Raw genomic sequence first — 24,391 nt, 5'->3', positions numbered from 1 at the left:
ATTTGCCGTGATGGGATCCCCCGAGGGATCCCTTTTTTTCAGCTTAAGTTTGACTTAACTCGTTTGTGATAGGGTTTCGAGCCCGCAGCTGACGCTGGTTTGGCGTTTATGCCGCCCATTGCTGCTGAATGAATTAATGATAACGAGTGCTGCCCAGCAGCCAGGCCGAAGGAAAGAACATGAGCACCAACTCCCGGGAGGCGACCGCCTCTGAAACACCGGAAGACATCGCCAAAAGCGGCTGGTTTGTCCGGTTTTTGAATCTGGTGGAGCGTCTGGGGAATCTCTTGCCCCATCCCATCACCCTGTTTGCCATGTTCTGTGTTGCTGTGGTGCTGCTGTCCGGGATCCTGGGCTATTTCAAGCTCTCGGTGACCGACCCCCGCCCCGAAGGCGCCTCCGGTCGCAATGCCGATGGGATCATTTCGGTCGTCAGCCTGATGAATGCCGAAGGTCTGCGCCTCATAGTCTCCAACCTGGTGACCAATTTCACCGGCTTCACACCCCTGGGCACTGTGCTGGTTGCTCTGCTTGGGGTGGGCATTGCCGAGCGCTCCGGGCTGCTCAGCGCCGCGATGCGCGCACTGGTCATAGGCCGCTCCCGCCGCCTGGTGACTGTTACCATCGTTTTTGCCGGCATCGTATCAAACACGGCCTCCGAGCTTGGCTATGTGGTGCTTATCCCCATGGCGGCAATGATTTTTCACTCCCTCGGAAGGCACCCTCTCGCCGGTTTGGCTGCCGCTTTTGCCGGGGTGTCGGGGGGGTACAGTGCCAACTTGCTGCTGGGCACCATAGACCCCTTGCTGTCGGGTATCACCGAAGCCGCCGCCCGGATGATTGACCCCGAGTATGTGGTTGGCCCCGAGGTGAACTGGTACTTCATGTTTGCCTCTACCTTTGTCGTGTCCTTTATGGGCGCCTGGGTGACCGAAAAAATTGTCGAGCCTAAGTTGGGTAAGTACGACCCCAGTGAAGCCTCCATCGATCTCGATGGTCAGGCCATGGAGCAGGTCACGGACATCGAGCGCCGTGGCTTGAAAATGGCGGGATTGGCTGTCCTTGTTCTGGGCGTTATTCTGGCCTTGACCGTGGTCCCTGAAGGTGCGCCGCTTCGTCATCCGGATACCGGCCTGGTGGCCGGCTCACCCTTCCTCAAGGGCATAGTGGTGTTTATCTTTGTCTGCTTTGCCATTCCGGGTCTGGTGTATGGCAAGGTGGTTGGCACCATGAAAAAAGACACTGATGTGATCAACGCCATGAGCCACAGTATGGGCACCATGGGGATGTACATAGTGCTGGTGTTCTTCGCGTCTCAGTTTGTGGCCTTTTTCAAGTGGACCAATCTCGGTGCCGTGCTGGCGGTGATGGGCGCAGATGCCCTGAGTGCCATTGGCCTCAACGGCCCTTTGCTGTTTTTGCTGTTTATCGCCATGTGCGGCTTTATCAACCTGATGCTGGGCTCGGCCTCTGCCCAATGGGCGGTCACGGCGCCGATTTTTGTGCCCATGTTGATGTTGGTGGGTTATGCCCCCGAGACTATTCAGGCGGCTTACCGCATCGGTGACTCGGTCACTAACCTTATCACCCCCATGATGAGCTATTTCGGGCTTATCCTCGCCGTGGCCTGCCGTTACAAGAAGGACATGGGCATAGGTACCCTGGTGGCCACCATGCTGCCTTATACCCTGGTGTTCTTTGTCGGCTGGACCAGCTTCTTCTTCCTGTGGGTGTTCGGCTTTGGCTTGCCGGTGGGGCCGGGTGCTGCCACCTACTACACCCCGTAAGGGTGCCCAATAAAAAAGCCCCGCCAGAGCGGGGCTTTTTGTCGTCAAGTAACAGCGCCGTCAGCGATTAAAAGCTGCTGACATCGAGTCGACCATTGCTGGAGACTTTACCCTGGCAGGAACCTGTGGGTGTGGCACCGTTAAGCAGAGCATCCTTCACGTCCATGTGGCTGGCACTGGGGTGCAGGGCTTTGTAGAGTGCGGCAGCGCCCGATACATGAGGTGTAGCCATGGAGGTACCGTTGTAGCTGGCGTAGCCTGAAATCACCTGACCCTTGCTGCTCTTGGGCACGGTTGAGTAAATGCCGGAGCCCGGAGCACAGATATCTACAGTGGTGGCACCATAGCTGGAGAAGGAACTCATGGCACCGCTGCTGGTGATGGAGGCTACAGCAATGATGTTGTCATTTGGGTATTCGGCTGGATAGCAGTTTGAGCCCGAGTCGCAGTTGTAGCTGTCGTTACCGGCAGCGGCGATGAAGAGGATACCTGCATCATTGGCACGGCCAATGGCATCTTCCAACGCCTGAGAGTAACCACCGCCACCCCAGCTGTTGCTGGTAGCGACCAGATTGAGCCCATGGCGCTGTTTCATATCGGTGAAGTAGTCCACCGCCTTAACGGCATTGGCCGTGGTACCGCCGCGGCGACCCAGGAACTTGCCGCTCATCAGCTTCACGTTCCAGCAAACCCCCGCCACGCCTTTACCATTACCGCCGACAGCGCCTATGGTACCGGCCACGTGGGTGCCGTGATCGTCTATGGTGCCATCAAACACCGAGTTGTCGTTGCCATCAAAGTCCCAGCCATAAACGTCATCCACATAGCCATTGCCATCGTTGTCTATGCCGTCGCGTGGGATTTCGCCGGGATTTTGGAACGCGTTGTCTGCCAGATCTTCGTGCTCGTACATGTAGCCTTCGTCGATGATCCCAACGACCACATCGCTGCAATCTGTGTTACCGGCATTCCATTGCTCACCCGCGTGTGAGCCCCAGCCATTGGCCGGGTTGGTGGCGTCACCGTACATGCCCCAGAGCGAGCCATTGGTGTAGTAGGTGTCATTGGCCGCATCGGCGTGCTGGTAAATCCAGTTGGGTTCAACAAATTCCACGTTGGGATCGGCGGCCAGTTCGCGCATGGCTGCTGCCATGTCCTTGCCAACGGGCAGGCTGACGAGGCGAAGTTCGCCGCGCTGATTTTTGCCGAGGGTTTCAATGTGGTTGGCCTGAACTCTGGCCAGGGCGCGTTCTTTTTGGCTGTCGTTGGAGTCGGCGCGGTATTGGACAATCAACTCATCGGCAACGTGGGCGCGACCATTTTTGAGCCCCTGCATTGCTTTGTGATTGTCGGCAGCCAGGGAGCCGGCGCTGGCCAGTGCAATGGCAACGGCAAGAGAAACGCGAGTCTTAATCTCCTAAAGAGTATTGTTATCAGGGTTTTATACTTCTTATTCACGTGATTTACGTGCCCGGTTTTTGTGACCGGAGATCTGAACATACAAGCATTGGGCGAAAAAGTGTACGATTCTATAACGATCTGTTAACTATTGTTGCCCGTGTACCCCCGCCCCTGGCTCTGGCATAATTTGCACTGTAGCCCAAGGGGTTGCGACAACCGCGGCCGCGAAAGCGGGTCGTGCCATATACAGTCTGTGTTTGCGGAGTCTCTGTGCAAATTTGGGTCGATGCCGATGCCTGCCCATCGGTGATTAAAGAGGTGCTTTTTCGTGCCGCCGAGCGGCGACAAATCACAGTGACCCTGGTGGCAAACCAGAGTGTGCGTGTGCCGCCATCACCTTTTATCAAGTCGATTAGGGTGGAGTCGGGGTTCGATGTGGCCGACAACGAAATCGTCAAACGCGTCAGCAAAGGTGAGCTGGTGATCACCGCCGATATTCCGCTGGCGGATGAAGTGATTGCCAAGGGTGCGCTGGCCCTCAACCCCCGTGGCGAGCTTTATACCGCCGAAAACGTCAAGGCCCGGCTGAATATGCGTGATTTTATGGAAACCCTGCGTGCCAGCGGGATCCAGAGTGGTGGCCCTGCGCCCCTGTCACAGGCCGACCGCCAGGCCTTTGCCAACCAGTTGGATCGCTGGCTCGCCAAGCTGCCCAAGTAACATCCACAGCCCGGAAGTGGGCGTTGTTAATCTCAGACCATCAGGGAGTCAGATGGCCACCTCAGACTTTAATATTCCATTCGAACATCGAAAGCCATTTTCCAAACATTATCAGCAATTTATCTGGCCGTTGTGTAAAAAGTTGGAGGCAAGGCGCGGGCCCATTGTGGCCCGTCAGCAGGCGCGGATGGCGGAAATCAGACCCGTCACCCGGTTATTCTGGCCGATGATTTGGCTGTCGTTTGGCAGCAGTGTCCTGGGATTTTTTGGCGTTCTGCCATCACAGTGGATTTTCATCGGCTTTGGTTTGGCCTTTGTCATTATGCTTGGCATGGCCGCGCTGGCCTGGTGGGCGGGCAACGAACTGTCCAATTTTATGGATGAAGGCATGGACAGGCTTTATCCCAGGGTACTGGCGTATTTCGGCAATGACTTTGTCCTCAAGTGGGGCAAGGAGGCTAACGGCCAGCACAGAGCCTATGAAGATTTCGGCATTTTCCCCAAACACGATAAATCGAGCTGCTTCAGCCACCTGAAGGGCAGCCACCACGGGGTGCCGTTCGAGTTCTTCAATGTGGGTTTTTACGAAAAGAAAAACAACGATAAGTACGAGCTGGAATTCAAAGGTGTATTGCTGGCTTTTACCCTGAAAAAGCCCTTCAGGGGCACCACCCGGGTGGTGCGCGATGGCGGCTTCTGGCTCCGCCTGGGGCAGCGGGGGCTCGACAGGGTGAAGCTGGAAGATCCCCGCTTTGAGGCGAATTTTGAGGTATTTGCCTCGGATCAGGTGGAAGCCCGTTATCTGCTGAACCCAGGCATGATGGAGCGCTTCATCGAGCTCGACAGCCACTTTGGCCATGGGCTTGAGGCCTGTTTTAAAGACAACAAGTTGCTTATCCGTCTGCCCACCTCGCGGGATTTTTTTACCCACGACCAGGACCATGAAAAGCCCATCGATTTTAAAGATCCCATTGAAGCGATCTTTGCCGATCTCGGCTTTATTTTTGGTATTGCCGACGAGTTGGCGATTGCGCGCCATACGGGGCTGTAATGCTGGCAAAATGCCCAATTTCAATGGCTTATCTGATGCAGGAAAACGGCATAACGTACTGTTTGCGTTAGCTATTCCTTTGCAGTATGAGATATGGGCAATTGATGGAGTTTTTCGCTCGACATTTGAGCGGATGCGCTGTAAATTGCGCCCGCCCGGCAGGTCGCCGGGTGCTTTGAACAGAACGCCGCGCCTGAGACGTTGGCCGTCAAAGCGAGCAACGCCCACGGGCTCAAATAAGCATGTCAGATTTCATTTCGAGGACACCCATGAAGTACGCTTTTGCAGCGCTCCTTGTTATTTTTGCCAGCGGCTGTGCCACCACAGGCAGCGAGCAGGTTGCCAATCCACAAGTGCAGCAAGCCGAGGCAGTCGCCGGCCACAAGAATCGTTCTGTGATGCCGGGCAAGGCAGCCAATCCAAGAAAAGCCGTATCAGCCCTCTGAGCCGAGCCTTTTAAGACCCCGCCCAACGCGGGGTTTATTTTTTAATCCATTCAGTCGTTGGCGGCGTATCCATTCTGGCAACCCAAGCCAAGGAGCCTTGCCATGACTATTCGCTTTTCAAGCCTGAAAGTTCTGCCTTGCATTGATAAGGCCTGCATTCACTCGCTGGACATGTCCCTTTACCAGCTGTCTGTGGTGATAGACGGCGCTGAACTGTATGTCACCGATGAAGAGGATCGCATGCTCAGGAGTTTGAATCTGTGTCAGATGCAGGCGCTGCTTGAGGGCTTGCCGGTTCGCCAGACTGTACTGCGTCAGGAGAGTGCATACGATGAAATGGTGGGGCAGGCGGTGCGACACTGTGACAATGCCATGGAAATTCCGCTGCGCGTTGCCTGAGCGCAACCAGGCTTAACACCCCAGCCGTAATAAAAAGCCCCGCAGTGCGGGGCTTGTTGCTTCATGCTATTCGATGGCGCGACTGACTCAGTGTTTGCCAGCCTCCGCACCGGATTGTGCCTTTTTCTCGCGCTTGCTGAAGATACGCTCAACAATCACAAAGAACAGCGGCACGAAGAAGATACCGAGGAAGGTCGAACTCATCATACCGCCGAGCACACCGGTACCGATGGCGTTCTGGGCACCCGACCCCACACCGGTGGAAATGGCCAGTGGTACAACCCCCAGACCAAAGGCCAGCGAGGTCATCAGAATGGGGCGCAAACGCACTCTTACTGCGTGCAGCGTGGCCTCAATCAGACCGGCACCCTTCTCATAGTATTCCTTGGCGAATTCCACGATAAGAATGGCGTTCTTGGTGGCCAGACCCACAGTGGTCAAGAGGCCAACCTGGAAGAACACGTCGTTGGACAGACCGCGGCCATTCATGGCCAGCAGGGCACCGATGATCCCCAGCGGCACAACCAGCACCACGGCAAAGGGCACTGACCAGCTCTCATAGAGGGCCGCAAGTACCAGGAACACGACCAGAATCGACAGGGCATAGAGGGCCGGTGCCTGGTTGCCTGAGAGTCGCTCTTCATAGGACAGGCCGTTCCACTCGACACCAAAGCCCGGTGGCAACTGCTCGACAATCTTTTCGATATCATTCATGGCATCACCCGTGCTGTAGCCAGGAGCGGTGGCGCCCTGGATATTCATGGCGGGCAAGCCGTTGAAGCGCTCCAGACGTGGTGAGCCAAAGTCCCAGCGGCCGGTGGCGAAGGCCGAGAAGGGCACCATTTCTCCCTTGGCGTTACGTACATACCAGGTGTTCAGGTCTTCAGGCTGCATCCGGTACTCGGCATCGCCCTGTACATACACCTTCTTCACCCGTCCACGGTCGATAAAGTCGTTCACATAGCTGCCGCCCCAGGCGGTGGCGATGGCACTGTTCACCGAGGAGATATCCACACCCAGAGCGCGCAGCTTGGCATGGTCGATATCCAGCTGGTACATGGGCGCATCTTCCTGACCGTTGGGGCGCACGCCCACCAGGTTGGGATTTTGTGCCGCCATGCCCAACAGTTGGTTACGGGCCTCCAGCAGCTTGGCGTGGCCCTGGCCATTCTTGTCCTGCAGGTAGAAGTCGAAACCGTTGGCGGTACCGAGTTCAATCACTGCCGGTGGCGCAAAGGCAAACACGAAGGCTTCTTTAATCTGGGAGAAAGCCATCATGGCGCGACCCTGCAAAGAGAACACGTCCTGCCCCGCGCCTTCACGCACGGCCCAATCTTTCATGCCAACGAAGGCAATACCCATGTTCTGACCCATGCCCGCAAAGGAGAAGCCGGCCACCGAGAACACAGAGTTCACGTTGTCCTTTTCCTCTTCGCGGAAGAACTTGTCCATCTTTTCCAGCACCTTCACCGTGGACTCCTGACTGGAGTTGGTGGGCAGGATCACCTGGGCAAAGAGGATGCCCTGGTCTTCATCGGGCAGGAACGCAGTGGGCATGCGCATAAAAATCCAGCCGGTCGCGACCACCAATGCCAGATATATCGCCATCACCCTGGCTGAGCGCTTGAGGATTGCGGCAACGCTGCCCTCGTAGCGCGAGGTCATCTTTTCAAAACTGCGGTTGAACCAGCCAAAGAAGCCGTGCTGACCATGGGCATGGCCGGGCTTGAGAGGCTTGAGCATGGTGGCGCACAGGGCGGGCGTCAGGATCAGGGCCACCAGTACCGACAGCGCCATGGCCGACACGATAGTGATAGAGAACTGACGGTAAATCACCCCGGTTGAACCTGACATAAAGGCCATGGGCACGAATACCGCCGACAGGGTCAGACCGATACCCACCAGGGCGCCGGTGATCTGATCCATGGACTTGCGGGTGGCTTCAACCGGCCCCAGACCTTCTTCCTGCATCACACGTTCAACGTTTTCCACCACCACGATGGCATCGTCTACCAAGAGACCGATGGCCAGCACCATGGCGAACATGGTCAGGGTGTTAATGGAGAAACCAAAGGCCGACAGAATGGCGAAAGTACCCAGCAGTACCACAGGCACGGCAATCGTCGGGATAAGGGTTGCGCGGAAGTTCTGCAGGAACAGGTACATGATAACAAATACCAGTACCACGGCTTCCAGCAGGGTGTGCACTACGCCTTCGATGGATTGTTTAACGAAGGGCGTGGTGTCGTAGGGATAAACCACCTCGAGACCCGCCGGGAAGAAGGGCTTCATTTCGGCGATTTTTTCCCGCACCCGGGTCGCGGTATCCAGGGCGTTGGCGCCCGTTGCCAGGCTGATGGCGATACCGGCAGCCGGACGGCCGTTGTAGAACGACTCCACCATATAGCTTTCGGCGCCCAGCTCAACCCGGGCTACGTCGCCGAGGAACACCTTGGCACCGCTGGTATCGGACTTGAGGATAATCTTGCGGAACTCTTCCGGGGTCTCCAGACGGCTTTGGGCCGACACTGTCGCGTTCAGCTCCTGACCTTTTACCGAGGGCGCGCCGCCCAGCTGACCGGCCGAGACTTGGGCGTTTTGCTCGCGGATAGCGGCAATCACGTCCTGTGTGGTCAGGTTGTATTGGGTCAGTTTCAGCGGGTCTAGCCATATACGCATGGCGTAAGGCGCCCCGAACAGGGTGATTTCACCCACACCGGCAACCCGGCTTAAAGGGTCCTGGACGTTGGAGCCCACATAGTCGGCGATATCGTTTTTGGTCAGGCTGCCATCTTCCGACACAAAGCCCAGTACCATCAAAAAGCCCGAGGTGGACTTGTTCACCCTGACACCCTGCGCCTGTACTTCCTGTGGCAGCAGTGGCATGGCCGATTGCAGCTTGTTCTGCACCTGTACCTGGGCGATGTCGGCATCGGCCTCGGCGTTAAAGGTCAGAGTGATAGCTGCGTTACCGAAACCGTCACTGGTGGAGTTGATATAACGCAGGTGATCCAAGCCCGTCATGCGCTGCTCAATCACCTGGGTGACCGAGTCTTCCAGCGTCTTGGCGGAGGCGCCTGGGTAGTTGGCGGAGATCACCACAGTGGGTGGTGCGATGTTCGGGTACTGGGACACGGGCAGGCTTTTGATAGCCAATACCCCTGCCAGCATCACCAAAATCGCGATCACCCATGCAAAAATGGGTCGATCAATAAAGAAACGTGCCATAGCTTAATCCTGAATTTCGCGGGTTCCTGAGGTCCTTGGCCAATTACTTGGCCTGCGCCGCTGTGGCAGTGACCGGTGCACCGGGGCGTATTTTCTGCAGCCCTTCAACAATCAATTTATCGCCGGCAGTCAGCCCTGACGTAATACGCCACTGATGATTGATAACCTCCGCTGTGGTCACGGTACGGGCCTCAACCTTGTTTTCGGCGTTCACCACCATGGCCACGGCTTCACCGCGGGTATTGCGGGTAATGGCCTTTTGCGGCACCAGAATGGCGTTGGGATCCACCCCTGTGTTCAGCATGGCGCGTACATACATACCCGGCAGCAACACGTTGTCTGGGTTGGGGAATTCGGCTCGCAGAATCACAGAACCCGTGTTTTCATCCACGCTCACTTCGGCAAATTGCAGCTTGCCCTTGTGCTCGTAGGTGGTGCCATCTTCGAGTACCAGTTGCACTTCGGCGTTATCGGCCGCCTGCAGCTTACCGGCTTTGAGCTTGGACTTGAGGGCCAGCAGCTGGGCGCTGGATTGAGTGATATCCACATTAATGGGATCCAGCTGCTGAATGGTGGCCAGTATTTGCCCCTGATTGGCGGTGACCAGCGCACCTGGCGTTACGGACGACTTACCGATGCGGCCAGAAATCGGGGCCTGCACTTCGGTGTAATTCAGATTGATATTGGCGGTATGCAGCTGGGCCTCGGCCACCTTCACCCGAGCCAGCGCTTCCTTGTAGGCAGCATCGGCTTCGTCAAAGTCCTGCTTGGAAATGGCATTGGTTTTCACCAATTTTTCGTAGCGGGCGGCGCGGGCCTTGGCGCTGGCCAATGAAGCCTGCGCGCTGGCGAGGTCGGCCTTGGCGCTTTCGAGGGTGGCCTTATAGGTGGCGTCATCGATTTTGTAGAGTGACTGACCTTCTTTCACTTCACGCCCTTCAACGAAGTTGCGCTCCATGATGATGCCGGAAACCTGGGGGCGAACCTCGGCTTCGAGGAAGGCGCGGCTGCGGCCGGGCAGTTCAACCATGATGTTCTGGGGTGCAGCAGTGACCTGCACTGTGCCGACTTCCATGGGGGGCATTTGCTGCTGATTGGCAGCTTGCTGAGCATCTTCCTGGCAGGCACTGACCCACAAGACCATGCCTATGGCCGAGGCAATTTTTAACATTTGCCGCATTGAAATCTCCTTTTTGTGTCTGGGCTAACGGGGATGTGCGGATAAAAAGCTCACGATACCCAGACAAATCGCCCATTTTTAATACTGAATTTATGATCATCCAGTTATCTCACACAGGGTGGGGCAGCTCAAGTCAGCAAATGGCTTAAATTTGTAAAGGAATGCAAAAATCTCGTTTATTTGCATGTATTTAGCTATTTGTTAACATTTGAGTTTATGGGAAAGTCAGTCGGTAACCTCCGTTAACAGCTGTTCATATTTCTTCATAAACTGTCGCGAGCTGTTCACGCGCCTCATCAAGGCCATTCATAACCCGTCCTTATCATTGCCCTCAGCGGGACAACCCACATTAAGAGGCAGTGATGATGAAATTGAATAAAACCTTGTTGGCCATGGCCGCCATTGCGTGTTCCAGCGGTGTGATGGCAGAGGAAGCCAAGGTATTCGGCGGCACCCTGGGGGGCAAACTGACCATCGCCAGCGACTATGTATTCCGTGGCGAATCAGAAACCATGGACGGCGACGTGCCTGCCATTCAGGGCACCCTGAGCTGGAGCAATGATGCCGGCTGGTATGCCGGTTTCTTCGGCTCCAATATCAAGTTTGCCGATCCGAATCTGGAAGTGGTGACAGGGCCCTTTATCGGCAAGGCCGGTGTATTTGGCGATTCAGGTTTCACCTATGATGTGATGGTGTTTTCCTACCTGTATCCCGGCGCCTCCTACAGTAATTACACCGAGTTGTGGCTGAAAGTCGGCAAACAGTTCGGCCAGCTGAACATGCAGCTGGAAGTCACCCCCACCCTTGATGACTGGTTTGGCGTAGCCGGTTGGCAAGGGGTTAACTATGCCATTCACCCAAGTTATTCCTTTGACAACGGTGTTCAGCTGTCAGGCTCTGTTGGGTATCAGGACCAGGATGGTGAAGGTGCCGAGGGCTGGGGTCACTGGAACCTGGGCGTGTCCAAAACCTGGGCCGGCTATACCCTGGACCTGAGATACCACGGCAGCACTGTGGGCTCAGATCACAAGGTTTACGGTACCCAAACCGAGATTTTTGACGATCGTTTTGTGGTTGGGATCAGTAAAGCGTTTTAAATCCGGTTGTCACCCACACCACAGGAAATAATGCGGCTGATTTGTGCCAGCGTCCGGCCTGATTCAGCTTGCCAGTGGTTAAAGGCGGCCTGAGCTTGGGTCAGCCCCTTTTGAGTGGCCATCCCGGCATCCACCAGGCCTGTTGCCGTCAGATAACCTTCAACATCTGAGGTCAGCAGGAAGGTGTCTTTCCCTGTGGCGCGCAGGAAGTAGGGGCCTGTGTTGCCCCCAAGCCGCGCACCACGCTTCCTGAGCACCTGCCACAGCGAGGTGATCTCTTCCCCGGGCCAGAGGGCGATATAACGCGCCAAACTGCCATGTTCTGCGGCAATGTCTTTTATCATCAGGGCATTGTCATAAATGGCCTGGGTCTTTTTGGCATGGCGGATAAGGGCTGGATCGCTGGCGCGTGCGGTGAGCTGCTCCGGTGACATCAGCAGCACTTTAAGCGGATCGAAGCCAAAGAACGCGGTTTCATAGGCCGACCACTTGGCATCGACTACCTTCCACACAAAGCCACTCTGAAATATCTGTTTGCTCATGGCCGACAGCAGGCGGTCATCGGAATACTCCTGATATTCGTCGGCCGACAACGACTGCGGCAGCAGGGCTTCCAGCGCATCGGTGCCGCCTTTGCGCTCGGCGGCGCGCTGATAAATACTGGCAAAGGATTCGATTTTCATGGACTTCCCTGAATCTGTGAATGGCTTTGCCAGTTTACTTGCACACTCAGTTTGGCTTCAACGCTCCTTTGATGACAGCAGCCAAACCAGTGGGTGCGCGGCCAAGCAGCAGGGCTAAATCATACGTGCGTTTATCGTATTCCCCAGCGGCAATGGCCCGACTGGCGCCGCCGAGTGCCGTGGCTAAAAATGCCGGTAATCCCATTTTCAGCAGCCCATCGACTTGGGCTTCGGCCGAAATAAGGTGGGTGCTGATGGCTTTACCACTGAGCTGTCCAATCAGGGCGGCGATATCGGCATAGGACAGGAGTTCAGGGCCAGTCAGTTCATAGGTCTTGCCCGTGTGGCCATCGGTCATCAAAATTCGCGCCAGCGCCTCGGCCAGATCCTGTTTGCTCACGGGGGCAAAGCGTCCCTCCGCAGCGGCATGGGTCAGTACGCCCGTTTCCAGTGTGTGGCCCAGGCCCATGAGTTGCAGCTCAGCATAAAAGGCGTTGCGCACCACAGTGGCGGGAATGGCTGCCACGCTGATGGCTGCCTCGGTGGCGGCGTGGCTTGCGCCAAAACTGAAGGCGCTGTCCAGTGAGGGTGATTGAAAACTGGTGTATACCAGCTGGGCAACCCCGGCCTTTTTGGCTGCGGCGATAACCCGCAGATGTTGACCAAGTCTGATGTCGTTCGGTGTATTACCGGAAATAAACAGCACCTTGTCTGCTCCTGCCATGGCCGTATCCAGTGAATCTGGCTGGTCATAGTCGGCAAACACGGCATGGCCGAGTGCTGGGTCCAGTTTGTCCGGTGAGCGGCTGCCCAGTCGTACAGTTTCGGTATTACCAAGAGTTTTCAGGGCATTGGCAGTAAGGGTAGCCAGTTCACCACTGGCGCCGAGTATCAGGATCATCTTAAGTACCTCAGGGTTGGTATGAATGAGGTGCTCAGTTTATTCCCGTGGCGAAATTGGATAATGAGTGATTTACTTATATCTTTGGTAATTCAAACTTAACAAAAGGTCGCCCATGGACGCTTCACAATTGTATCGCATGTTGGTGTTTGCTTCGGTTGTTGAGCAAGGGTCACTGACGATGGCCGCGGAAGTGTTGGGGATCAGCCGCTCCATGGTGAGCCAGCACCTGAAAAAGCTGGAAGAGCGTTTGGGTTGCGAGCTGCTTCACCGCACCACCAGGCGTATAAGCCTGACCGAAGATGGGCGGGAATTTTTCCATTACTGCGGCGAGCTGTTGCAGCTGGCAAGGCAGGCCGAGGCCGTGACCAGCCCGGCGGATGAGCATCTTCACGGTAGCCTTCGGGTGACGGCGCCGGTTGGCCTGGGTGAACATACGCTGCTGCCCCTTCTCGGCGACTTTCATCGCCGTTATCCCAACATTCGCCTCACACTGATGCTTGAGGACAGCAAGCTGAACCTGCTTGAACATCAAATTGACGTGGCCATTCAGGCCGGTTGGCCGGAGGATTCCGAATTCAGGGCCATTAAGCTTGGCAGTTTTGATGAGCAGTTGGTGGCCAGCCCCGAATACGTGGCGACTCATGGAAAACCGTTACACCCAGACAACTTACAGCATCATCAATGGTTGGCCCATGCATCAAGCCATCTACCCAAAACCTTGACGCTGCACAATGGTCAGGGTGAAGAGTTTCGGGTCAGGATCACCCCTTTTATCAGTTGCAACAGCACCAATGGCCTGATTGCCCTGGCGCTGCAGGGGCTGGGGGTGGTGATACTGCCGGATAATCTGGTGACTGAGCATTTGGCGTCAGGGGCACTGGCACTGCTGTTACCTGACTATCATTTGCGCGAAGGCGGTGTATATGCCCTGCATCCCTACAAGGAAAACACACCCCCGAGGGTGCGGGTATTTCTCGACTTTCTCAAGGAGCGCTTGATCCAATCCCGCTAAAACCAACTAAATTAAACAAAGGGCGTTTGATTGGGAGCCTGATTCCATGGAGCTCTTTTACCATCCGTTGTCGCGATATTCCCAAAAGGTTCTGCTTGGATTGTATGAAAAGCAGGTCAACTTTTATCCCCGGGTAACAGAGCTCAGGGATCCCATTCAACGTCAGGCATTCAGCAAGATTTACCCTCCCTGCAAGCTGCCACTGCTCAAGTGCGCCGATGGCAGCCTGGTACCTGAATCCACCATCATCATCGAATATCTGGACCAACATATCCCCGGAGGCTCGCGGTTGCTGCCAAGAGACAGCGCCGAGTGCCTGCGGGTACGCTTATGGGACAGGATTATCGACAACGACGTCAGCAATCAGTTGTTTTTGCTGGAGCAGCAATTGGGCATGGCGCCTGAACACCGTAATGAGCTGGCCATGGCGCAGGTCAGGCAGCGCTTGGTGCAGGTATTGGCCAGCATTGATGATGAACTGGCCGATTCCCATTGGCTGGTGGGGGATGGCTTTACCCTGGCGGACTGCGCCCTGGTGCCCTGCCTCGAACCCGCGTTTGAGCTCATGTCCTTACTGGATCTGGAAAACCTTTGTCGTTACCGCCAGCAGGCCAAGCTCAGAGGTGCATGGGAGCTGGTGGCCGAGGAGGCACAGCTCGCCGCCGCCGAAGAAGTTACCGGGCTTAAACTCATCCCTTAGCTGTTACGCTCTTTCTTGAGCTGTAAAAAGGCTTTCCATTTTTGCACTTCAGGCGACAATTCGGGCGTTTCGCCTTCATAGCCCGCTTCCCGCACCAGCTCACTGATGGGCACCTGCTTGCGGTTACACACGAATACCCCGCGCACATGCACTATGCAGTGGAGGCCTCGCTCGCTGACAAAGCGTTGATCAATATAAAAATATTTTTCGTCCCACCCGACTACCCGGCTCTCGATGGTGAATTTTTGCAGTGGCTTGATGTCGCGGATATAGGTGAATTCGGCGGCGTTGACTATGGGCATCCACTTGAGCTTGAGGAAACGCTTCAGCAGGCCCATTTCCGCCAGCATGTAGGTGCGGGCCAGGTCCATAAAGGCCGGATAACGACTGTTGGTCAGGTGCATATTGATGTCGCAGTCTGACGGCAGGGCGCGATACTCAATGAGGCTGGTGTCGAGAAAACCAATGGAGCGGCAGTGGCGAACACGCCATAAAAACAACCAGATAAGTCTGAAATACAGGTTCATGGATTCGTAGTTTAGAGTTTTTGCGTAAAGCAGAAGGCTAACAGAGGTCCTACCAGCGGGCAACTGTCAGTGCATCCACAAGGCCTTTGCTCCGGGGAATAAAAAAGGCGCCGAAGCGCCTTTACGATGTGTCCAAATTCAGTGCTGAATACCACTGTGGCGCAGCAGCGCATCTGTGTTGGGCTCGCGACCCATAAAGCGGCGGAACAGTTCCATGGGCTCTTCGCTGCCACCCATCTCGAGAATATGGGTGAGGAAGTCGCGGCCGGTATCCGGGTTAAAGATACCTTCGGCCTCAAAGCGTGAGAAGGCATCGGCCGACAGCACTTCGGCCCATTTGTAGCTGTAGTAACCTGCGGCATATCCCCCGGCAAAAATATGCGAGAAGCTGTGTTGGAAGCGGTTAAAGCTGGGAGGGATCACCACGGCCACCTGTTGACGCACTTCGTCCAGGGTTTCCTGGATGCGGGCACCGTCTTCGCCGCTGTATTCCAGATGCAGGCGGAAATCGAACAGTGAAAACTCCAGCTGGCGCACCATCATCATGGCGGACTGGAAGTTTTTGGCCGCCAGCATCTTGTCCAGCATGGCCTTGGGCAGCGGCTCGCCGGTTTCATAGTGGCCGGAGATTTCGCCGAGTGCGGCTTCTTCCCAGCACCAGTTTTCGAGGAACTGGCTTGGCAGCTCCACGGCATCCCAGGGCACACCATTGATGCCGGATACGCCACCCACGTCTACCTTGGTCAGCATATGGTGGATGCCATGGCCAAACTCATGGAACAGGGTAACCACTTCATCATGGGTAAAGAGTGCCGGCTTGTTGCCCACGGGACCATTAAAGTTACAGGTGAGGTAAGCCACGGGCTTTTGCAGCCCATCGGGGGTTTGACGACGAACCCGGCACTCGTCCATCCAGGCGCCACCACGTTTACCGCTGCGGGCGTAGAGATCCAGATAGAAGCTGCCTCTGTGCTCCCCTTCGCTGTCCATAATGTGGAAGAAACGCACGTCTTTATGCCAGCGATCAAAATCCTGCTGCTCGACGATTTTCATGCCAAAGAGACGCTCTACCGTGTGGAATAGGCCGCTCAATACCTTGTTTTCAGGGAAATAGGGCCGCAGCTCTTCCTGGGAAATTTCGTATCTGTGCTGTTTGAGTTTTTCGGCGTAAAAGCTTAAATCCCAGGCCTTGAGATCGGTTTGGCCATACTCTTTGGCGGCGAAGGCCTTGAGCTCATCCAGCTCCTGCTTGGCCTGGGGACGGGAGTGCAGGGCCAGCTCGTTCAGGAAGCTGATGACCTGAGCCGGTGTCTCGGCCATCTTGGTGGCCAGCGACTTGTGGGCAAAACTTTCGAAGCCGAGCAGGGTGGCCAGCTCGTGACGCAGCACCAGCAGCTCTTCCATCAGCGGGCCGTTGTCAAACTCGCCGGCATTGGGGCCCTGATCCGAGGCGCGGGTAACGAAGGCGGTGTAGCACTCCTGGCGCAGTTCACGGTTTTCGCTGTACATCATCACAGGCAAATAAGATGGGAAGTCGAGGGTGAACAGATATCCCAGCTCGCCTTTCTCTTCTGCCATGGCGCGGGCTGCCGCCAGAGCCGACTCGGGCAGGCCCTGCAGCTCGGATTCATCAGTAATGACTTTCTGCCAGGCGTGGGTGGCATCCAACACCTGATTGGAGAAGCTGCTCGACAGTTCCGACAGGCGCTTTACTATTTCGCCGTAACGGGCCTTTTTGTCGTCATCCAAACCGATACCCGAGAGCTCAAAGTCACGCAGTGCATGGTCAATGACCTGCTGCCGCGCCTTGGACAGACCTTGAAATTCATCGGAATTTTTAAGGGTTTTGTAGGCTTGGTACAGCCCCTGATGCTGGCCAACAAAGGTGCCATACTCAGACAGCAGCGGCAGGCAGGCGTCGTGGGCGGCGCGCCAGGCTTCTGTGCTGAGCACTGAATTCATGTGGGATACCGGTGACCAGAGTTTGCTGAGGCGGTCATCTGCTTCTTCCAGCGGCGCAACCAGTCCCTGCCAGCTGAAGTCGCCACGTTCCATTACACGAGCAATTTCTGCGCGGCAGTGTTCGATGGCCTGCTCAACGGCTGGCTGAATGTGCTCTGGCTTGATGGCTGAGAAGGAGGGCAGCGCGCTGGCCGCAAGCAGTGGATTGGTCATGGAGATCCCTTATTGTCGTGCAAAGAATGTCGAGCAAAGCAAGTGTTGCCTGGCAATTGCGGCCAAGGCCATGGAGCATACATAAGGGCTGGCGCCCGAATTATCAAGGCAAAGCCGCAGGACACCATGCTTTACTGCTATGTACAGGATAGATTTTCAGTGATCTGTATCCTGTTTTGCAGCCTTTTGTCCTTTGCCTTACCAACTTTGCTGCATGCCCCTCAAATGCTATCAATTCTCATTTACTATGCTTGGCTCAGTAATATCATCGCCCAAGAGTAAAACAGATTCTGGATGGGTGGTATGAAACGCACAGCGATTGCCATAATCGCCTCTGTGGCATTGCCGGTAATGGCGGCGGAGCCTGAATTTGCCATAGAGGTGGGATGGGACAGTAAATATGTGTCTGAAGGACGCAACAACTTGCCCCATGGTGGTATAGGTTGGGCTGGCGCTTCTGCCACAGTGGGTGACCTTACAGCTTATGCGCTGGTTGGGCGAGCCGACGCTGCGCATTTCACCGAGTGGAATTTTGGCGTGGAATACCAGCTGCATTTGCACGATACGCTGGAGGCCTTTGTTGGCGCGCAGCGCATTGAGAACTATGGGGATGTGCGCTGCAGCGACAATGAACTTTTCGCCGAACTTGCCTGGACCGCCTGGGACTATCTGGTGCCCTCCATTGCGTATACCTACAGCACCGAAGCCGGTGGCTATTTTGTGGAGCTTAGCCTGCACAGCAACTGGCATCTTGGCGAGCAACTTATCCTGAGCCCTTATCTTACGCAGGGATTCGACTTCCAATACGTCACCGAAGACCATAATGGCGCCAATCACCTGCAATTTGGCCTGGAAGCCACCTGGGCATTTTCTGACAATCTGTCAGTGTCGGCCCAGGTCAGCCGGGTGATCGCCGGCAAGGATATTGAGGTAGACCAAGGCGAAGAGGCACGGGATGAAACCTTTGCCGGCGTTCGCCTTGCCTGGGCGTTTTAACCGGCCTGAACTACACTTGTGAAACGCAGATTGGGGCGGGATTGCCCCATGGTTGCAGCCGCCAGCAGCAGTTATCTGTCAGGGCGTTGCATCACCAACAGGAGGACAGGGAATGTCACCTCACTTTAACCTCTTTTCATGTCGGTTTTTGTCATGGCTGCTGGTCACCTTGTGGGTGGGCGTGCCTTCAACCCTGCTTGCCCGCCAAAGCGTGGACGAAGGCGCCAGCGAATATGAATCCCTTATCAAGGCCACCCCAGCAGCGCCGCCGGAAGAGTCGGTACAAGGTCAGTCTGCTGCCGAAGCCCGGGTGCTGAATAATCAAAGCTTGCTCAGGCCGCGCCAACACAACCGGGAAACTGCCCTCGACAGTGAAGGACGTCCACTTGCCATCCCCACAGAGGTCACACCTGCCATGGAACTTGGCCCGGAGTCACGGGCCTGGCTGAAGGAGTCCCGGAGCGACAAAGCCGCCCCGTCTGCCCATCGCAGCGCAAAGTCCAAAACGTCAGCTGGCAAAGACCGTGGCAAAGTGGCCAACGATCCCAGCTGTCGCTGGCTGGATACCCGAATCGATCAGCTGGAAGACCTGCTCGCATCCAGCGGCGGTGGCGCTCATCATCAGGATGAACTGAGGGCGAGAATGGGGGAGTGGCGATGCCTCAAGTGTGGCGCCGACGGACCAAAACAAGGTGACCATTCGCTGTGCCAATACCGGCGCTGAGCCCTGCGGTATCCAAGTCATTCTCCCAATCCTGTGACAAACTGGGTCTCGTGCCGGTCTTTGCTCTGGTCTCTATGCAAAAAGCTCCCTACAATTGAGCCTTTGCCGGTCGTTCACAACGGAGAGTTACATGGCCCAACACTACGATTACATCTGTCTCGGTGCAGGCAGTGGCGGTATTGCGTCCGCCAATCGCGCTGCCATTCGTGGCGCCAAGGTTTTATTGATTGAAGCCAAGCATGTCGGCGGTACCTGCGTAAACGTTGGCTGTGTGCCGAAAAAAGTGATGTGGTACGGCGCTCAGGTTGCCGAAGCCATGCATCTTTACGCCAAAGATTATGGCTTTGATGTAGATGTAAAAAACTTCGACTGGAACACCCTGGTGGCCAGCCGTGAAGCCTACATTGACCGGGTACATGCCGCCTATGGCCGTGGTTTCGCCAGCAACGGCGTCACCCTGGTGGAAGGCTATGGCAAGTTTAAAAATAACAACACCATAGAAGTAAACGGTGAAGAGTACACGGCCGATCATATTCTGATTGCCACCGGTGGCCGCCCAAGCATCCCCAATATTCCGGGCGCCGAGCACGGTATCGACTCCAACGGCTTTTTTGCCCTGACTGAACAGCCCAGGCGGGTTGTGGTAGTGGGCGCCGGTTATATTGCGGTGGAGATTGCCGGTGTGCTGCACGCCCTTGGCAGCGAAACCCACCTGTGTGTGCGTAAGCACTCACCGCTGCGCAGCTTCGACCCCATGCTGAGTCAGGCACTCACTGATGCCATGGCCGAAAATGGCCCCACACTGCATACCCATGCCGTGCCCAAGGCCGTGGAAAAAAATGCCGATGGCAGCCTGACGCTGCAGCTCGAAAACGGTGAGACCATCACTGTGGATTGCTTGATCTGGGCCATTGGCCGTGAGCCTGCAACCGATAAAATCGGTCTGGAAAATACAGATGTGGCGCTGGACGACAAGGGTTACGTCATAGTGGATGAATGGCAGCAAACCAGTGCCAAAGGTATCTACTGCGTTGGCGATATCATGGCCGGTGGCATTGAGCTCACCCCGGTAGCCGTGAAAGCCGGACGTTTCTTGTCTGAGCGCCTCTTTGGCGGCCAACCCAATGCCAAAATGGACTATAGCCTGGTGCCCACCGTGGTATTCAGTCACCCGCCCATAGGCACCATGGGGCTGAGTGAGCCCGATGCCAAGGCGCAATACGGCGAAGATCAGGTGAAGGTGTACACGTCGACCTTCACCTCCATGTACACCGCCGTGACTGCCCATCGCCAACCCTGCAAAATGAAACTGGTGTGTGCCGGTGCCGATGAGAAGGTGGTGGGTATCCATGGTATTGGTTTTGGGATGGATGAAATCCTCCAGGGCTTTGGCGTGGCCATCAAGATGGGGGCCACCAAGGCCGACTTCGATGCCGTGGTGGCTATCCACCCCACCGGCGCCGAAGAGTTTGTAACCATGCGCTGAAATTCAACAGCCGCTCAATGAGCGGCTTTTTTCTGCCCTGTCGCCCGCATTTTATCTTCCGACATCGTCAATATATCCCTCAGTAAGGAACTCCCGAGATGATTGACCACCTGAGTACCTACGCCACCAACTACATAGCCACTCGCGACTTTTATATCGCCGCCTTTGCCCCTCTGGCTTACCCACTGCTGTTTGAAGAGGAGGCCAGCTGGGATGCCCTGTGGCCGACCCGGCGCATGTGCGCATTTGGTCCTGCAGGAAAACCCATTTTCTGGGTGATTGAAACCGCTGAGCCAGCATCGCCGAGGCACACCGCCTTTGTGGCGCCAAACCGTGGTGCGGTGGCCGACTTTTACCATGCAGGCCTGGCGGCAGGCGGACAAGACAACGGCGCCCCCGGCTTAAGGCCCATCTACCATGAGCACTATTTTGGTGCGTTTCTGCTGGACCCCGATGGCAACAACGTCGAGGCGGTATGCCATACGCCGGAATAAGCCGCGGCTCAATGTAAAAAGACCGCCATTCGGCGGTCTTTTTATGTCTTGGTGTAAAGCGTCGCTCACCAGGGGATGGGTGGCGGCTCCAGGCGTTGCCCCTGATAGCCTGTGACCGGGCCGAAGCGGGGATCCTGTGCCAGCCATTGTGCCTGGGCCTCAGCGATTTCCGCCTTGCTGTGGCCGACAAAGTTCCACCAGATGGTGATGTCATCGGTGAGGGGCTCGCCACCGATAAGCAGCAGGCGGCATCCGGCCTGCAAGCTGATGGTCACGGACGTTTCGCCCCGGTTCAAAAAGGCCAGTTGGTTATCGCTGAAGCTCTCCCCTGCCAGGTGGAAGCTTCCCTCCAATGGCATGAGTCCGTGCTCGAATGTTGGCTCAAGGGGCAATGTCAGGGTCACTGGCGCCCCAGTGTCGGCACTGTGGAAAATCTCCAGTCCCAATATGGGTGAGAAGTGCAGCACAGGGGAGCGGTGTTCTGCCCAGTCGCCTATCAGGAGGGTGAAATTCGCCCCGGCGTTCTGCCAGCGCGGCAGCGTGGGATAATGATCGAACCTGGGTGCTGTGTCCTTGTGGGCAGCAGGCAGGGCAATCCAAAGCTGAGCGGCGTGCAAATGGGTCTGATTTGGCAAAGACTCTTCGGTGTGGGCGATGCCGTGGCCTGCGGTCATCAGATTAACCTGGCCGGGACGTATCACCTGAGTACTGCCGAGGCTGTCGCGGTGCAGTATTTCTCCCGCCATCATCCAGGTGAAGGTTTGTAGCGCCGTGTGTGGGTGTTCGCCCACGTTCGCTGTTACCGGGCCTGAAATGGGGCCAAGGTGATCCAAAAAACACCAGGGGCCAATCAGGCGTCTGGCCTTTTGGGGAATGGCCCGGGCCACAGGTATGCCACCAACGTCGCTGGTTCTGGGGAGCAGTCGCTCTGCCACTGGCTGGGTTGCTTTTGTTTCCATGGCTAATGCCCTGTTGAATGTTGTCTAATCAGACTCGAACATTTCCATGGTTTTGGCAAATCACCTGGCCAGTTGGCGGTCGTTCCTTTTCATTTGGTTTACTGCGGGGTTAAACGCAGCATGTGCTTTACCTCGCCCGGCAGCAAGGGTGTTGGCCTGTGATTGGCGTAATCGTCAAAGCCGCTGCGGTAATAAGGCGATAACGGATGGCCAGACTGACCGCCCGGCACCATCAGGATGCCATTGGACTCGCGCCCCGGCTGCACTATCAGACGCTGGGACGCACCGAAGCCCGGGCTTTGCACCGCAGGTTCGAAGTGGCCCCCGAATCCAGCTACCTGTGGCATGTCCAACAGCGGTGCCAGCAGTGGGATTTGCTTGCTGAAAGGATGCTGTATTTTCAGCGCATTGACCTTGCCCCAATTGAGATCGGCAAGCTTGCCGGCTTGAGAATGGCGGCTTAGCAGTTCATCCCGGTTATTGCGGTAAATTTGTAGCAGGTAGCTGTCCCAATCGGCCATGTTTTCGGGAAGCCAGGAGTCCGGTTGTTGGCGCAGCAATTGCCATACCGACACTTCCAGATTCCCCTTGATTTTGCTCAGGCTGAGACCTTCTTCGGCGAGGCGGGTTTGCAGCGGGGCAAACAGGCTGTCCATGACCCGAATACGGAATTTGCTGACCAGGGTGTAGCCCACCGACTCGCTGCAGGCACAGGCGCCCCAGTTGGCCAGCGCCTTGAGGTCATCCGCAAATTCATCGGGTTGCAGTTTCAGCGTCTTGGTCAACAACTGGTGCCAAGGTGTTAGAAACAGCGCTCTGTTATCCAGTTGCATGGCGAGAAAGTCCCGCTCGTCGAAGTTATCTTTGGCCAGCAGGTTGTCACGAATTTGCGCTGCGCGGCTGGCAATGGCATAACCGCCGTCGCCGAAGCGTTGGGTGTCTGATATGGACAGGACTCGGCTATTGGCGCTCCAGAGTCGCTGATTGGTGGGGTTACTGACGATGGGCACATCTTCAGCCGGTATTGCCCAGCCATTGGCTTGCCAGCGGTTGGCAGCCTGCGCCGTCTGGGTTGGGTTATCCCGCGCCGAAATGGCACCGGTCAGGCGCCAGGCCGCATTGCCAGCCTCATCCACTATCAGCATGTTTTGCACCGGGATGCCGGTATGTCGGGTGAGTTCCAGCCCCTCACCCACGCCAGTGGCGGTTTCCAGATGCATCAGGTTGAGGTTAATGGCAAAGTCGCCGTGAGCCACCCAGGAAAGCGCATAGTCTTTGTCGCCGAGGTGTTTCACCGGACCAAAACGGGACAACCTGAGTGTCATGTCTTTGCCTGCGCCTGTGCTGTCTAGGCGCTCTGTAACGGTTTCGGTGGCTTCATCTGCCGCCAGTTCAATCCAGTCTGCGGTGTCAATATAGCCGTTGGTAAAGCCCCATGCGATATGACCATTGGTGCCGACCACAATGACCGGAGCGCCGGGCAGACTCACACCCGTAACCTGAATATCGCGCTCGCCCATGTCACCGCCGGTATGGGGGTAATTGAGCTGGGCTCTGTACCAAATGATGGGAACGGCGAGGCCGAGGTGCATATCGTCGGACAGCATGGCGTGGCCGCTTTGGGTAAGGTGCCCCGTGACTGCCCAGTTGTTGCTGCCCTTGACGAAGGCATCGAGCTCGCTTCCTATGGTGCTGAGCTCCGCTCTGTCGAGCGCTGCGGCGGACAAGGTGGGCGCCACCATGGCCTGGGTAGGCAGGGTGCTGCCGTCCAATGCGGCCTGAATAGGGTCGTTCTGGCTGACGAAGGCGAGCATCTCGTCGCCATAAAGCTGCTTGATACGTTCCAGCACCAGCTCGCGCTCAACCGTATTCCCCTGTAAATCCAGATACATGGAGAATATAGTCAGCAGGCTGTCTTCGGGTTGCCAGGGCTGAATATTGCCGCCGCTCAGCAGGTATTCAAAACCGGGCAGTGCTTGCTGGGACAGTGCCTGATTTACGCCGAGGCTATAGGCCTCCAGAACGGCTCTGTCTTCTGCAGGCAAGTGCTTCAGCAGTGCCTGGGCGCGTTTTCTGAACTGGTGAAAGCGGTGGCGCTCGTCCAGCTTCAGCGCCGCATCACCAAAGAGTTCAGCCAGCTCGCCGGCTGAGTTGCGCCGCAGCAAATCCATTTGAAAAAATCTGTCCTGACCGTGGGCGTACCCCAGTCCAAAGGCGGCATCGCGCCGACTTTGAGCCCGTATGATGGCGGTACCCAGGCTATCCCGCTCAATGTCGACGGCCTGCTCCAGCCCCGCGACAAGCTTGTTGCCACCCAGCTCAGGCAGGCTGGCGTGGAGGGTAACATACAGGCTGATACACAAGAGCAATACCAACAGCAGTAACCATTTGATGGTTTTTAACATGGGGTTCTTCCTTGATA

The 24,391-nt window shown here is 56.3% G+C and carries 21 protein-coding genes; 12 read left to right on the top strand and 9 right to left on the bottom strand.

What is annotated here, in order from left to right:
• Positions 1-179 precede the first annotated feature (179 nt).
• Positions 180-1,787 carry an AbgT family transporter gene (locus K0H79_RS18550; protein ID WP_220076819.1) on the top strand — a complete coding sequence of 536 codons (1,608 nt, stop codon included), beginning with the start codon at positions 180-182 and terminating at the stop codon, positions 1,785-1,787.
• Positions 1,788-1,854: 67 nt separating this feature from the next.
• On the opposite strand, the gene K0H79_RS18545 is transcribed toward K0H79_RS18550, so the two are convergent.
• Positions 1,855-3,123: a S8 family peptidase gene (locus K0H79_RS18545; RefSeq protein ID WP_258405433.1), complete on the bottom strand. Its 1,269-nt coding sequence runs from the start codon at positions 3,121-3,123 to the stop codon at positions 1,855-1,857.
• Positions 3,124-3,458: 335 nt separating this feature from the next.
• On the opposite strand from K0H79_RS18545, the gene K0H79_RS18540 reads away from it, so the two are divergent.
• From K0H79_RS18540 to K0H79_RS18525, 4 genes are all read left to right on the top strand, one after another.
• The gene (locus K0H79_RS18540; RefSeq protein ID WP_220066108.1) at positions 3,459-3,908 is read left to right on the top strand and encodes a YaiI/YqxD family protein; all 450 of its coding nucleotides are present in this window, start codon (positions 3,459-3,461) and stop codon (positions 3,906-3,908) included.
• Positions 3,909-3,960: 52 nt separating this feature from the next.
• Complete coding sequence (locus K0H79_RS18535; protein ID WP_220076818.1) at positions 3,961-4,959, top strand: DUF3137 domain-containing protein; 999 nt, start codon at positions 3,961-3,963, stop codon at positions 4,957-4,959.
• A 269-nt stretch (positions 4,960-5,228) separates the two neighbouring features.
• Positions 5,229-5,405, top strand: a complete 177-nt coding sequence (locus K0H79_RS18530) for a hypothetical protein (RefSeq protein ID WP_220066106.1) — start codon at positions 5,229-5,231, stop codon at positions 5,403-5,405.
• A 102-nt stretch (positions 5,406-5,507) separates the two neighbouring features.
• A complete protein-coding gene (locus tag K0H79_RS18525; RefSeq protein WP_220066105.1) occupies positions 5,508-5,804 on the top strand; it encodes a DUF6482 family protein in 297 nt (98 codons plus the stop codon).
• Positions 5,805-5,891: 87 nt separating this feature from the next.
• Here K0H79_RS18525 and K0H79_RS18520 read toward each other — a convergent pair whose 3' ends face one another.
• Positions 5,892-9,032 (bottom strand): efflux RND transporter permease subunit, encoded by a 3,141-nt coding sequence (locus K0H79_RS18520; RefSeq protein WP_220076817.1) that lies wholly within the window; start codon positions 9,030-9,032, stop codon positions 5,892-5,894.
• Positions 9,033-9,075: 43 nt separating this feature from the next.
• Positions 9,076-10,212, bottom strand: a complete 1,137-nt coding sequence (locus K0H79_RS18515) for an efflux RND transporter periplasmic adaptor subunit (protein WP_220076816.1) — start codon at positions 10,210-10,212, stop codon at positions 9,076-9,078.
• Positions 10,213-10,634: 422 nt separating this feature from the next.
• On the opposite strand from K0H79_RS18515, the gene K0H79_RS18510 reads away from it, so the two are divergent.
• Complete coding sequence (locus K0H79_RS18510; protein WP_408733401.1) at positions 10,635-11,309, top strand: TorF family putative porin; 675 nt, start codon at positions 10,635-10,637, stop codon at positions 11,307-11,309.
• On the opposite strand, the gene K0H79_RS18505 is transcribed toward K0H79_RS18510, so the two are convergent.
• Positions 11,306-11,992, bottom strand: a complete 687-nt coding sequence (locus tag K0H79_RS18505) for a DNA-3-methyladenine glycosylase I (RefSeq protein ID WP_220076814.1) — start codon at positions 11,990-11,992, stop codon at positions 11,306-11,308. The two genes, K0H79_RS18510 and K0H79_RS18505, sit on opposite strands and share 4 nt — an antisense overlap.
• Before the next feature lie 46 nt (positions 11,993-12,038).
• The gene (locus tag K0H79_RS18500; protein ID WP_220076813.1) at positions 12,039-12,893 is read right to left on the bottom strand and encodes an NAD(P)H-binding protein; all 855 of its coding nucleotides are present in this window, start codon (positions 12,891-12,893) and stop codon (positions 12,039-12,041) included.
• 115 nt (positions 12,894-13,008) lie between these two features.
• Between K0H79_RS18500 and K0H79_RS18495 the strand changes: the two genes are divergently transcribed.
• Positions 13,009-13,908, top strand: a complete 900-nt coding sequence (locus tag K0H79_RS18495; protein WP_220076812.1) for a LysR family transcriptional regulator — start codon at positions 13,009-13,011, stop codon at positions 13,906-13,908.
• Positions 13,909-13,954: 46 nt separating this feature from the next.
• A complete protein-coding gene (locus tag K0H79_RS18490) occupies positions 13,955-14,608 on the top strand; it encodes a glutathione S-transferase family protein (protein ID WP_220076811.1) in 654 nt (217 codons plus the stop codon).
• Here the strand turns inward: K0H79_RS18490 and K0H79_RS18485 are convergent.
• Together K0H79_RS18485 and prlC are read right to left on the bottom strand one after the other, a co-directional pair.
• Positions 14,605-15,135, bottom strand: coding sequence for a thioesterase family protein (locus tag K0H79_RS18485; protein ID WP_220066097.1), 531 nt, complete (start codon positions 15,133-15,135; stop codon positions 14,605-14,607). The two genes, K0H79_RS18490 and K0H79_RS18485, sit on opposite strands and share 4 nt — an antisense overlap.
• A gap of 138 nt (positions 15,136-15,273) precedes the next feature.
• Positions 15,274-17,310 (bottom strand): oligopeptidase A, encoded by a 2,037-nt coding sequence (gene prlC / locus K0H79_RS18480; protein WP_220076810.1) that lies wholly within the window; start codon positions 17,308-17,310, stop codon positions 15,274-15,276.
• Between the two features lie 303 nt (positions 17,311-17,613).
• On the opposite strand from prlC, the gene K0H79_RS18475 reads away from it, so the two are divergent.
• The 4 genes from K0H79_RS18475 to K0H79_RS18460 all read left to right on the top strand — a co-directional run bounded on the left by K0H79_RS18475 (position 17,614) and on the right by K0H79_RS18460 (position 21,010).
• On the top strand, positions 17,614-18,306 hold the full coding sequence (locus K0H79_RS18475; RefSeq protein WP_220076809.1) for a hypothetical protein: 693 nt from the start codon (positions 17,614-17,616) through the stop codon (positions 18,304-18,306).
• 112 nt (positions 18,307-18,418) lie between these two features.
• Entirely contained in the window at positions 18,419-19,030 is a 612-nt protein-coding gene (locus K0H79_RS18470; RefSeq protein WP_220076808.1) for a hypothetical protein, read from the top strand.
• Positions 19,031-19,160: 130 nt separating this feature from the next.
• A complete protein-coding gene (gene gorA, locus K0H79_RS18465; RefSeq protein WP_220076807.1) occupies positions 19,161-20,516 on the top strand; it encodes a glutathione-disulfide reductase in 1,356 nt (451 codons plus the stop codon).
• A 98-nt stretch (positions 20,517-20,614) separates the two neighbouring features.
• Complete coding sequence (locus tag K0H79_RS18460; RefSeq protein ID WP_220076806.1) at positions 20,615-21,010, top strand: VOC family protein; 396 nt, start codon at positions 20,615-20,617, stop codon at positions 21,008-21,010.
• A gap of 65 nt (positions 21,011-21,075) precedes the next feature.
• Here K0H79_RS18460 and K0H79_RS18455 read toward each other — a convergent pair whose 3' ends face one another.
• Together K0H79_RS18455 and K0H79_RS18450 are read right to left on the bottom strand one after the other, a co-directional pair.
• A complete protein-coding gene (locus tag K0H79_RS18455) occupies positions 21,076-21,969 on the bottom strand; it encodes a pirin family protein (protein WP_220076805.1) in 894 nt (297 codons plus the stop codon).
• A 98-nt stretch (positions 21,970-22,067) separates the two neighbouring features.
• A complete protein-coding gene (locus tag K0H79_RS18450) occupies positions 22,068-24,374 on the bottom strand; it encodes a penicillin acylase family protein (protein ID WP_220076804.1) in 2,307 nt (768 codons plus the stop codon).
• Positions 24,375-24,391: the final 17 nt, after the last annotated feature.

Origin of the sequence: Shewanella sp. FJAT-52076, from assembly GCF_019457455.1 — a bacterium.
In the GTDB taxonomy this organism is placed as follows: domain Bacteria; phylum Pseudomonadota; class Gammaproteobacteria; order Enterobacterales; family Shewanellaceae; genus Shewanella; species Shewanella zhangzhouensis.
Note: the sequence above shows the minus strand (reverse complement) of the source record. Positions and strands in the feature narration are given on the sequence as shown.